This window comes from Paenirhizobium selenitireducens ATCC BAA-1503 (assembly GCF_000518785.1).
Taxonomy (GTDB): domain Bacteria; phylum Pseudomonadota; class Alphaproteobacteria; order Rhizobiales; family Rhizobiaceae; genus Allorhizobium; species Allorhizobium selenitireducens.
Window position 1 is genome coordinate 1 of the sequence record NZ_JAEG01000015.1, and the last position, 11986, is coordinate 11986.

10 protein-coding genes are annotated in these 11986 nt (G+C 61.4%); 5 read left to right on the plus strand and 5 right to left on the minus strand.

The window, feature by feature from the left end:
- The first annotated feature begins 874 nt into the window (after positions 1 to 874).
- From L867_RS0117320 to L867_RS0117340, 5 genes are all read left to right on the plus strand, one after another.
- Positions 875 to 1963 (plus strand): polysaccharide biosynthesis/export family protein, encoded by a 1089-nt coding sequence (locus tag L867_RS0117320; protein ID WP_232363961.1) that lies wholly within the window; start codon positions 875 to 877, stop codon positions 1961 to 1963.
- 129 nt (positions 1964 to 2092) lie between these two features.
- Entirely contained in the window at positions 2093 to 2755 is a 663-nt protein-coding gene (locus tag L867_RS26525; protein ID WP_051439060.1) for a hypothetical protein, read from the plus strand.
- A 77-nt stretch (positions 2756 to 2832) separates the two neighbouring features.
- Positions 2833 to 5112 (plus strand): polysaccharide biosynthesis tyrosine autokinase, encoded by a 2280-nt coding sequence (locus L867_RS0117330; RefSeq protein WP_028738050.1) that lies wholly within the window; start codon positions 2833 to 2835, stop codon positions 5110 to 5112.
- A gap of 9 nt (positions 5113 to 5121) precedes the next feature.
- Positions 5122 to 5820, plus strand: coding sequence for a hypothetical protein (locus tag L867_RS0117335; protein ID WP_028738051.1), 699 nt, complete (start codon positions 5122 to 5124; stop codon positions 5818 to 5820).
- Positions 5821 to 6106: 286 nt separating this feature from the next.
- Entirely contained in the window at positions 6107 to 6772 is a 666-nt protein-coding gene (locus tag L867_RS0117340; protein ID WP_232363964.1) for a sugar transferase, read from the plus strand.
- Positions 6773 to 7289: 517 nt separating this feature from the next.
- Here the strand turns inward: L867_RS0117340 and L867_RS28025 are convergent.
- The 5 genes from L867_RS28025 to hutG all read right to left on the minus strand — a co-directional run bounded on the left by L867_RS28025 (position 7290) and on the right by hutG (position 11761).
- A complete protein-coding gene (locus tag L867_RS28025) occupies positions 7290 to 7688 on the minus strand; it encodes a DMT family transporter (protein WP_232363962.1) in 399 nt (132 codons plus the stop codon).
- Positions 7689 to 7703: 15 nt separating this feature from the next.
- Complete coding sequence (locus L867_RS28030) at positions 7704 to 8207, minus strand: DMT family transporter (RefSeq protein ID WP_232363963.1); 504 nt, start codon at positions 8205 to 8207, stop codon at positions 7704 to 7706.
- 275 nt (positions 8208 to 8482) lie between these two features.
- Complete coding sequence (locus L867_RS0117355) at positions 8483 to 9055, minus strand: HutD/Ves family protein (protein ID WP_028738053.1); 573 nt, start codon at positions 9053 to 9055, stop codon at positions 8483 to 8485.
- An 11-nt stretch (positions 9056 to 9066) separates the two neighbouring features.
- Positions 9067 to 10740 carry a urocanate hydratase gene (gene hutU / locus L867_RS0117360; protein ID WP_028738054.1) on the minus strand — a complete coding sequence of 558 codons (1674 nt, stop codon included), beginning with the start codon at positions 10738 to 10740 and terminating at the stop codon, positions 9067 to 9069.
- Positions 10741 to 10948: 208 nt separating this feature from the next.
- Complete coding sequence (gene hutG / locus L867_RS0117365) at positions 10949 to 11761, minus strand: N-formylglutamate deformylase (RefSeq protein WP_028738055.1); 813 nt, start codon at positions 11759 to 11761, stop codon at positions 10949 to 10951.
- Between the last annotated feature and the right edge of the window lie 225 nt (positions 11762 to 11986).

The following is an 11986-nucleotide window of genomic DNA, read 5'->3' on the forward strand; positions in this document are numbered from 1 at the left end:
GCGGCGATGAAGCTGACGGTCGGCGTGTCGCGCAGATTGCGGGCAAAGCCGCCCGGGCCGGCAGCGGCCGAAGGATTGGCACTCATGAAGGCCGTCATGGCGACGACGGCAGTAGCAAGAAGTGTTTTCAGCATGTCTTCAATCCCCGTTCAACCATTGCCGCCTGCTTGCATGCAGGCTGTCCTTCGCGGAATTCATCCGTTGGGACAGAGATTAGCGGGGGTGTTTTGCAGTGCGCTTAAACGGATGCCGACAATTTTAGCGAATTGCCGGTTTTTCCCGTTTCGGCACGCAGAGCGATCCCTGTGATGTCGGATGCTCATCGAGCGTCGCCTTTGGACGAGAGGCCAACCTGGTTCACGAGCGCGCAGGCGCCACAGGAGCTGTTTTGCCTCTTTAGCTCAAAGTGTGAGCGATCTGACGAAAAATGCGGCGACCATTTTTGGTGGAATCACCAAATTTTGTCGAGTAATGCACGCAAATGATGCAAATAGCGATAATAGACTCGCGGATTCTTGAGTCTTTCCAAGGAGGATTCTCCTGGATTTTTGTCTGTCGCAATTATTTCTCATATAGGCAAAGTCATATTTAAGTCGATCGTCATTGTCGTGATAAAACGCGACTTGATATACGGATGCTATGTTGTATCACGGTAACAGTATTGTACTGTTGTTATGAATTTCTGTCGAATCGTGGCACAAAAGGCTTGCGCGCTGCGTGTTGATGATAGTTACATCAATTCAAATTTTAGGATGATCATATGCGCCCCACGTCGTCTAAGCTCACTGTCGTCGTAATTTCATCTCTTCTGGCGAGCTGCGCCGCGGTGCCAAATGCCGGCCCGTCATATCATGCCATCGAGGGTCAGGCGGCTGTGAAGCTGTCGACAAAGGACAAGAAGGTCGGCATCGACTATGTGCTGATCGACATCAACAAGACCATGCTGGGATACTTCCAGTCGGAGACGGTTTCGTCCCTCAAGGATGGCTTCGGTGGTGGCCGCGGCGGCGCGCCGACCATTCCGCTCGGTGTCGGCGATGCTGTCGAAGTCTCGATCTTCGAAGCTCAGGCCGGTGGTCTCTTCATTCCAAGCGATGCGGGCAGCCGTCCCGGCAACTTCATCACCCTGCCGGCCCAGCAGATCGACAGCAATGGCAGCATCTCGGTTCCCTATGCCGGCCGTATCCGCGCCGCGGGGCGTGCCAAGGAGCAGGTCGAGCGCGAGATCGAGGATCTGCTGGCCAACCGCGCCATCGAGCCTCAGGTCGTGATCACGGTCACGGAGCGCAAGTCGAGCCAGGTCGCCGTGCTCGGTGACGTCAATGATCCACAGAAGGTCGAGATTTCCTCGGGTGGCGAGCGCGTGCTCGACGTCATCTCGACGGCGGGCGGCATCAGTGCGCCGGGCATCGAGACCTACATCACCCTGCAGCGCAACGGCCGCACGGCGACGATTTCCTATAACAAGCTGTCCAATTCGCCGAGTGAGAACATCTATGTCGCCCCAGGCGATACGATCTTCGTCAACCGCGAGCGGCGGACCTTCCTGGCCTTCGGTGCTTCCGGCGCCAACGGCCGCTTCGACTTCGAAGAGTCGGCCCTGTCACTCGGTGAGGCACTCGCCAAGTCGGGTGGTCTGCTTGATAACCGTGCAGAGCCGGCGCAGGTCGTGCTCTACCGTACGGTGGATGCGAAGACGCTGCACAAGCTCAATATCGACACGTCGTCATTCCAGACCGATGAGATTCCGGTGGTCTTCCGCGCCAACATGCGCGATCCGTCTTCCTTCTTCGCAGTTCAGAAGTTCGCGATGCAGGACAAGGATATCCTCTATGTCTCGAACCATGACTCGGTCGAGTTGATCAAGTTCCTCGACATCGTCAACTCGGTCTCGTCGACCGCATCCGGCGTCTCGTCGGATGTCGTTGCGACCCGTGATGCGGTCCGGGAAATCGCCAATTGAGTGAAGGCTAAGAATATCGGGCGAGATTAAGCTTATTGTTGCTCGATATTCTACATTGCATTGCAAAAGCCCTTCGCTTGGATTATGACTATTAAAAGTAAATTAACTGCGTTCGGAAGGAAGATGGAGATGACAGTGTCTAAGGTAACCTGCAAGCTCGCTGCGAGCTTTGCTGTCGCTATGCTTGCTTCGAGCGTATTCGTGTCCGGCGCCTCGGCTCAGGAGACGATGGCTCCCGTTGCTTGCTTCCAGTCGCCGGCCAAGCTCAGCGAGGGCGACATTGCCGCATTCCTGGCTACTCCGGCCTCTCTGCTGACGGAAAATCCGAATGGTGGTCTGCCCTTGTCGAGCCGCGTTCGTGCGCTGGCCGGTTCCAGTTCCGGGACGATCGACGCGATCCTGGCCTTGGTTTCGGGCGCCAATGCGGATCAGAAGGCGGCGATCGGTTCCGGTCTGGCCCGCGCGGCCCGTGCTTGCGCGGCGTCCAATCCCGAATATGCGGCGCTGATCCAGGAAAAGGTCGCCGGCGCCAGCTCTCCGGAACTCGTGACGGCCTTCCTGGCTGCCAGCAATGAAGTGCAGACGGCTGCGCTCGGTGGCCTCACGGGTGGGGCAACCGGTGGCGGTGGCGCTGCAGGTATCGGCGGTGGCGGAAATGCTGGTCTCGGTACGGCTGGATTGGGCGGTGACACCGTCTACACCCAGGGCACCGGTGGCTTTTCCGCAAGCGGTAGTGGCCAGTACTTCGGCTCGTCCAGTAACGGTAACGGTAGCGTCAGCCCGACCCAGTAAGGGTTGTGGCGTATCGGTGCTGAATGCCGTCGCGTAAGCGACGGCATACGACGTGTATTGTTTTATGAGGTGCTTTGTTGCTGTCCCCAGATAAGATCGCCTCCCGTGATGCAAATGAGTGGGGATCGGATACTGGACCGGACGCTTCGGGCGACCTCGAAAAACTGATTGCGATGGCGCGCCGCCAGTGGCGTGTGGTGGCCGTGTCGGTCGCTGCGACTGTCGTCGTGGCTTTCGGTTATATATTGACCGCTGTGCCGCTTTATACGGCCAACACCTCCGTTCTCATCGATCGCAGCAAGAGCAGTATCGTCGATCAGTTGTCGGCGATGGGCGGCGTCGATGCGGACGAGGCCTCCATTCTAAGCCAGGTCGAGCTCTTGCGTTCGGACACCATCGCCGGTGCCGTCGTCACGAAGTTGAAGCTCGCCGATGATCCGAGCTTCATGGCTTCGGGCGGTTCTCCGGTTTCTTCGGCCACCGGCCTCATCAGCAGTCTTTTCAATTTCACCGGTTGGTTCGCCCCGAACGTCGAAACCGCCGAGGATATCGAGCGAAAGAAGAATGCAGCGATCTCGCGGCTTCTGTCTGGTCTCGAGGTCTCCCGTGTTGGGCGCACCTTCGTTCTCGAAATCAGCTTTACCTCTCCCAGTGCCGGGCAGTCTGCACGCATCGCCAGGGCCATTGCCGATGCCTATCTGGTCGACAAGCTGGAATCCAAATATGATGCGACGCGCCGCGCCAGCATCTGGCTGCAGGAGCGTATCGACGAGCTGAAGCAGAAGGCGGTCGAATCGGATCTGGCGGTACAGAAGTTTCGGGCCGAGAACGGCCTGGTGACGGCAGATGGACGACTGATCAGCGACCAGCAACTGACCGAGTTGAACAGCGCCCTGATCGTTGCCCAGGCCGATGTCGCCAAGGCCCAGGCGCGGTACGACCGCATCAAGTCGATCATCGATTCCGGACGAACCGACGCAATCGTCACCGACGTGCTCGACAGCTCGATCTCCAACGACTTGCGCAAGAAGTATCTCGAGGCTTCGAAGCTGGAGGCGGAGATCTCGAACCGCCTTGGCCCGAACCATGTCCAGGCCGTGCGCCTTCGTTCCGAAATGAGTGAATTTCAACGGCTTATGTTCGAGGAACTTGGGCGTATTTCCGAAAGCTATCAGAGCGAAGTCACGGTCGCCCAGTCGCGTCTGAAATCGCTGCAGGAAAACGTTGCCTCTGCCCAAGGGGCGAGCGCGGTTGCCGGCGAGAGCCAGGTGCAGTTGCGCGAACTGGAACGCACTGCGGAATCCTACCGCAGCCTGTACCAGACCTTCCTGCAGCGCTTCCAGGAAGCGACCCAGCAGCAATCCTTCCCGGTCACCGAAGCGCGCGTCATTTCGGCAGCCACCGTCCCTGGCGGGCCCAGTCATCCGCGCAAGCCGTTCATCCTGGCGCTCGGCCTTCTGCTTGGTATCGGCATCGGCGGAGCGATCGGTGCTTTCCGCGAGTTCCGCGACCGCTTCTTTCGCACGGGAGATCAGGTCCGTGACGTTCTTGGTGTCGAGTTCCTCGGCAGTGCGCCTCTGGTTGCGGAAAGCGACGCGCCGGTCACCAAAGGCGGCGACCATCCCCGCAATATCCGCCGGGCAAGCGCCATCACCAGCTATGTGCTCGACCATCCGCTTTCGATGTTCGCCGAAACGCTGCGTAGCACCAAGATTGCTGTCGATCTCGGCTCCAAGGTGGGTGGCGCAAAGGTCATTGGCATGATCTCGACCCTGCCGGGCGAGGGCAAGTCTACAGTTGCCATCAACTTTGCGGAGTTGCTTGCGATGCAGGGCGCGAAGACGCTGCTGATCGACGCGGATTTGCGCAATCCTGGAGCCACCCGTGCGATCGGTCGCCATGCCGAGGCTGGTCTGCTCGAGGCGCTGATTGACAATCGGCCGATCCGCGATCTGCTTTTGCTTGATCCGAAGACAAAGCTCGCCTTTCTGCCTGCCGTGGTCACGCGCCGGGTTCCCCATTCCTCGGAACTTCTGGCGTCGCAGGCCATGAATGCGATCATCGAGACGGCCAAGGACAATTTCGACTACATCATTCTCGATCTTCCGCCGCTTGCGCCGGTGGTCGATGCACGCGCCGTTGCAACCCGGGTCGATAGCTTTGTCTACGTCATCGAATGGGGCAAGACGTCGCGCAAGGCCGTCGGGGCGGCATTGTTCGCCGATCAGGAAATCGTCCGAAAATGTGCCGGCGTTGTTCTGAACAAGGTCGATGAGGAGAAGATGAAGCTGTACCGAACCTATGGTTCGAGCGAATATTACTATTCGCGCTATTCCTCCTACTATCACGAGGACTAGGAACTGCTCATGTCGCGCGTCCGACCCGCGATCTCCTTGTTCGTCGTCATGTGCGGACTTTTTCTGGCGTTCTCCATCATGGAACTGAGGGCTACCGCTCGTTTCGGCCAGCTGATGCTGATGGCCCGCTACCTGGAAACGGGGACGCCCGTGACGCGTGCGTCTGTCACAAATCTTGCCGCCTGGGCCGATGGCGTCGTTTCCGACGACTATTGCCGCTCGGATATCGTCCGGGCGGGCCTGACGGTGAAGCTCGCGGAACTCGACCAGCGGAATTCCTACTATGATTACGATGCCTGGGCTGAGGGGCTTGCCGCGACCGAGCGCTACATCCGTCACGCCATTGGCTGTACGCCGACCGACGGCAATTTCTGGCTGAGGCTCGCCATGGTCCGGCGCGCCATCGCCGAACGGCCGGAAGAGATCGCATTTCTCATGCAGCAGTCGGTGAACTATGCCCCGGCCGAGCAGGCGGTTCTGGCCGCCCGCTTCATCGTATGGAATGCCGCTGGCGAGCGGACGCTCCAGGCGGCGCGGGCTGCCGTGGACACGGATGTTCAGACCCTGTTGCGTTACGGGGATGTGCGGCTGATCCGCCAGATCGTGCAGAAGCCTGGCGAGGCGCTCCTGCCCTATCTGCGCAGCGCCACGACCTCGCTGCCTGCAGAGCGCCAAGGCGAGCTGTCAGGCGCCAAGATTGCATTTTGAATGCCAGGCTCGACTCTGCATGGTCGGCGTTTGTGCGCCGCGATGGGCGATTGTTGCGCCGCCGTTGCATTGTCGTGCCGGCGCCGATCCGGTGTGTGTGGCAACAAAACAATACTTTTATATTGAAGGCTTCGTGGGTTAACCAAAGGTTAAAAATGAGGATGACATTTGGTTTTCCCTGTTTTATCTTGAAACCTAGTAAGGTGATCTGTAAAGATTATAGGGGTTCACATTGGCGATTCTCGTTAGGTCCGAGTGCTCAAATCGTCAGAACGATGTTTTCGAGCTGCGCAGTTCAGATGCATATGAATTAAATTATGTTTCGTCTGCTGCTTATCAAGGCAAACCTTATCAATTTGCGGCAAAACGTGCGCTTGACGTGTGTATTTCTGCTGTTGCCCTGCTGATACTTCTGCCATTCCTTCTGGCTGTGGCGCTTCTGATCAAGCTGGACAGTCCCGGCCCTGTGCTATTCAAGCAGGAGCGGTGGGGCATGGGATGCCGCAAGATTCGCGTCTTCAAGTTCCGATCCATGCGGACCGACCGTTGCGACATTAGCGGTGTCAATCAGACCGTCCGCGATGATCCCCGGGTCACCCGTCTCGGCGCCATCATTCGGCGCACCAATATTGATGAATTGCCACAACTGTTGAATGTGCTGAAGGGCGACATGTCGCTGGTCGGACCTCGCTGCCATGCGGTGGGCATGTTGGCGGCGGGCATGCTCTATGAGGAACTGGTGCCTGAATACCACCGCCGACATGTGATGCGGCCGGGCATGACGGGTCTGTCGCAGATGCGCGGCCTTCGCGGCCCGACGGATCGCCAGGGCAAGGCTCGGGCGCGTATAGCCTGCGATCTGCACTACGTGGACAATTTCACGATCTGGCTCGACTTGCGCATCATCTTCGGGACCGTCATTTCCGAGCTCAAGGGCGGCAATGGCTTCTGATCTGCTCGGCGTCGCGCAAGTCGGCACCGGCAATCTTCACGTCTGGCAGGATTGATGCTCTGCGGCCATGGTCTCGGCTTGACCAAGCAGAGACCGGCGTTGCCCTCACGGGGTACGCGGGCTCCCTGTGCGTTGCCGGAGGCGGTTTCTACCTCTCCTTTTTTCAGCAGATGTTGGGACAATTGCTGACCCATCCCGGATTGCAGTGAAGCCAGCGCGGAGACAAGACAATGTCCGTGCCAGGCGATCGGCGGCCGAGGGTTCGTTTGTCACCAAGCCGATCCGATGATCCGGGACGCCGGAGGGCGCAAGAGGCGCGTTGCTTCGCCCTTGCTGCAACCGAGGTCGGCGACCGGGTGCCGGGAGCCAGGTCGGCGTGCCTTCGGATCAACGGGCGGCACGGGGATTTCACCGCGCGCGTGCTGTCGATGCCGTGGCATGGCACAATGTCGAAAGGGCCACCCGTCCTGACCAAAAGCTGCGGATCTGTTCCTTGAGGTCTTCTCGTTCGAGGGCGTCAGCGGCTCTTCCGTCTCCTGCCTTCCAGAGCCGCCATCGCCGCGCCGGACAGAACCAGAGGTAAGGCCAGCAGAAACGCGGGCGCAAACGGGATCCGGAAGAGCAGGAGGTCCGCCAGGACCGGCCAAAGGATTGCGAGGTATTCGAAGGGGGCAAGACGCGAGGCCTCGGCATGGCGGAAGGCGAGCGTCATGGCGATGTGGGCGAGCCCACCGAAAATACCTGCGAAGACAAGCAGCAGCAGGGTCTTTCCATCCGGCGCGACCCAGCCGAATGGCAGGGTCAAAACGCCGCCGATCATCGAGGCCAGCACGAAGTAGAAGGCAATCGCGCCGGGACTCTCGGTTCTGTTGAGGCTTCGCACCATGATCAAGGCGAAGGCGGTGAGAACCCCCATCAGGAGCCCCAGACCTTAGCCTACGAGCCGCGAGGTGTCGGCAATTCCTGCCGCGCCCACTTCTGGCCAGACGAGGGCGACCACGCCTGCGACGCCCAGCCCCACGCCGCAGACGCGCCAGACCGTCGCGCGCTCGGACAGGATGACCACGCCGGCGACCGCGGTGAAGACCGGAGACAAATAGCCGAGCAGCGTCGCCTCGGCGAGCGGCAGCCGGGCGATCGAGGCGAAGGAGGCGAACATGGCGGCGGCTCCGAAGCCGGAGCGCAGCAGGTGGCCCAGCGGACGTCTGGTGGCGAGCCCGCCGGGGAATTCTGCGCGAATCCAGAGGAAGATCGCTAGCGGTATCAGCGCGAAAGCCGAGCGGAAGAAGACGATCTGACCAACCGGGACGTGATCCGACAGCGCTTTCACGAAGATCGCCATCGCGGCGAATAGCAGGCCGGACAGGATCCTGAGCCCTATGCCGAGGCTCGGGCGCTCGGTGGCAGCGCCGGTCATGCTGCTGGTAACCGTCATGTTGCTGCTCGGTCTCGCGCCAGGCTGTCGTGCAGATGGTCGCCGGCCAAGTTGATGAACAGCACCGTCTGCATGATGGCAAGACCCTGCCGCAGCATTTGCCGGGGATCGCCACGCAGATGTGCGCGCGCGCACCGAAGCAGAGAAAGCCGGGATGCCGAGGATGGGGCAGCCGAACATGCCCGTCCAGACGACGGAGAGGGACGGAAGCCGCGTTGGCAGACAATGAGATTGATGGAGGTCCGTGAGACTGAGCCCTGCGAGCCGGGCTTTGGCTACACAGTCGCGCGGCACAGGATGACGAAGATCTCGATCGGCCCGATCGCATCGATAATCGCCTGCTCACCATGCTCAAGTTCCAGCGTATCGAAGCGATTGATCTGCGACCAGCCGCCACCGACCTGAACGCGCATGGCGGCAGTCGGAACCAAAATCGTTTGGTCGGAGGCCTGCAGGCGTTGCGAGGCATGGAAGGTCTCACGGGTCATTGAATGCCGATAGCGCCCGCGCCGCGTCATGACGTTGAGGTCCGTTGTCGGGCCGCCGAGGTTGCGGCTGGCAACGGGCCAGTCGCCGGAGAAACCGAACGGATCGCTTGTGCCCGTAAGGGTGACGGTCCGATCGTCCGGCAAATCGAGCAGCAAGCCGTTTCCCTCAAGAAGCACGATGGTGCGGTCCACGCTGGGAAATAGCGAAAACGGTCCATCCGTGCCGACATGGGCGATGGAGACACGCCAGTCGAACCGATCGGCATCGCTGCCGGCTGGGAATGTCAGAATTTCCTCGGTCATGCCCTGGCCGTTTTTCCAGGGCATGCGTCGGTAGTCTTCGCGCCGGATGATGCGCATCGCGGCTCGCCTCAGTTGCCGAGAATGCCGGGCAGGCGGAGCCCCTTTTCCTCAGCGCAGTCGAGGGCGATTTCGTAACCGGCATCGGCGTGGCGCATGACGCCGGTGGCCGGGTCGTTCCACAGCACGCGCTCGAGCCGCCGGGCCGCATCGTCCGTGCCGTCGGCGCAGATCACCATGCCGGAATGCTGCGAGAAGCCCATTCCGACGCCGCCGCCGTGATGCAGCGACACCCAGGTGGCGCCGGATGCGCAATTGAGCAGCGCGTTGAGCAGCGGCCAGTCGGATACGGCATCCGAGCCGTCCTTCATAGCTTCCGTCTCGCGGTTGGGCGAGGCGACCGAGCCGCTGTCCAGATGATCGCGGCCGATGACGACGGGCGCCTTCAGTTCCCCGCTCCGCACCATCTCGTTGAAGGCGAGACCCAGTTTGTGGCGATCGCCGAGGCCGACCCAGCAGATGCGGGCCGGAAGCCCCTGGAAGGAAATGCGCTCGCGCGCCATGTCCAGCCAGTTGTGCAGGTGCGTGTTGAAGGGCAGCAGTTCCTTCACCTTGGCGTCGGTCTTGTAGATATCCTCCGGATCGCCCGAAAGGGCGGCCCAGCGGAACGGGCCAATGCCGCGGCAGAACAGCGGACGGATATAGGCCGGCACGAAGCCGGGGAAGGCGAAGGCGTTTTCCAAGCCCTCTTCCTTGGCGACCTGGCGGATATTGTTGCCATAGTCGAGGGTGGGCACGCCCCTGTTCCAGAAGTCGACCATGGCCGCGACATGGATCTTCATCGAGGCGCGGGCCGCGGCTTCGACGGCCTTCGGATCGCTCTCCTGTTTGGCGCGCCATTCGGCGACCGTCCAGCCGAGCGGCAGGTAGCCGTGGATCGGATCATGCGCCGAGGTCTGGTCGGTGACGATGTCGGGCCTGACGCCGCGGCGCACCAGTTCGGGGAAGATTTCCGCCGCATTGCCGATCAGGCCGACGGATTTCGCTTCGCCCGCTTTGGTCCACTGGTCGATGAGCGCCAGCGCCTCGTCCAGCGTATGGGCCTTGGCGTCGACATAGCGGGTGCGCAGGCGGAAATCGACGCGGGTCTCGTCGCATTCGACAGCGAGGCAGCAGGCGCCGGCCATGACGGCGGCGAGAGGCTGGGCGCCGCCCATGCCACCGAGGCCACCGGTCAGGATCCACTTACCCTTCAGGTTGCCGCCATAGTGCTGGCGGCCGGCCTCCACGAAGGTCTCGTAGGTGCCCTGCACGATGCCCTGGGTGCCGATATAGATCCACGAACCGGCGGTCATCTGGCCGTACATGGCGAGCCCCTTGCGGTCGAGTTCGTTGAAATGCTCCCAGGTCGCCCAATGTGGCACAAGGTTGGAATTGGCGATCAGAACGCGCGGCGCGTCCTTGTGGGTGCGGAACACGCCGACCGGTTTGCCGGATTGGACGAGCAGCGTTTCCTCCTCGGTCAGGGTCTTCAGCGTTGCGACGATGCGGTCGAAATCCTCCCATGTGCGGGCGGCGCGGCCGATGCCGCCATAGACGACCAGGTCATGCGGCCGTTCGGCGACATCGGGATCGAGATTGTTCATCAGCATGCGCAGCGGCGCCTCGGTCATCCAGCTCAAGGCATTGAGTTCGGTGCCGCGCGGCGCGCGAACGTCGCGGATGTTGTGGCGGGGGTTGGTCATCGGTTTGCTCCTCGGAACGAAAAAATCTGGGTTGCCGGAGGTTTCCCCCACTTCGGCGATACTGATGTCTCCTCCCCAGCGTTGGGGAGATCGTTTTTTCCACCTCCCCCTTGAGGGGGGAGGTCGCAGCGAAGCTGCGGGTGGGGGTGACCATGCGTCGCAGTTGGCCGCGTCACCCCACCCCGGCACTGCGTGCCGACCCTCCCCCTCAAGGGGAGGGTGGAACCAGCCCCGGCGCCAGGGCCTCGATCCGCTCCAGGATCGTCCGCAGCGGCACGCGCAGATTCTCGCCCTTGGCCTCGTCATAGGCGAAGGGCGGCGCTTCCGTTTCCAGATGCGAAATCTGAGAAAGCTCCATCTGGATCGCGTGAACGCCGTCTTCCGGACGCCCGTAATGGCGGGTGGTCCAGCCACCCTTGAAGCGGCCGTTGACGATCGCGGTGTAGCCTTCGGCCGATTGCGCCGTCTCAGCAGCGGCTGCCTCGATGCGGGCATCGCAGGTGCGGCCCATATCCGTGCCGATGTTGAAATCCGGTAGCCGGCCTTCGAACAGGAAGGGGATCAGCGAGCGAATGGAATGGCAGTCGTAGAGAATGGCCACGCCGTGGATTGCCTTGATCCGCTCGATTTCGGCGACAAGGGCGGCGTGATAAGGCGCGTGAGAACTCTTCAGTCGATCGTCGATATCGGCTGCGGTTGGCTCCTCTCCGGTCTTCCAGATCGCCTTGCCATCAAAATCCGTTTCGGGGATCAGCCCGGTGGTGTTCTGGCCGGGGTAAAGGCTCACGCCCGTCGGATCGCGGTTGGCGTCGATGACATAGCGGTGAAAGGTCGCGCGCACCGTCGTCGCCTGGGGGAGGAGACCCGCATAGAGGTGGTGGATGTGCCAGTCGGTATCGGCCAGCAGCCTGCCGTTGTCGTTCAGGCGGTCCCAGATCTCGGGCGGGACCTCGGTTCCGGTGTGGGGGAAGGCGAGGATGACGGGGGACGTGCCTCGGGTGATCTCGAAGGGATGGGTCATTGAAGCCGTCCTCGGCTGTGCGGGAACTCACCCCCCTCTGTCCTGCCGGACATCTCCCCCTCAAGGGGGGAGATCGGCCTGCGACCGGCCGCTCGCACGCCTTTCTCGCCGAACGCGTTCAGCGCATATCTGCCGTCGCGGAACACATGTCCGCTCTGGGAGGGGCCGCGGCCCCATGCGATCTCCCCCCTTGAGGGGGAGATGCCCGGCAGGGCAGAGGGGGGT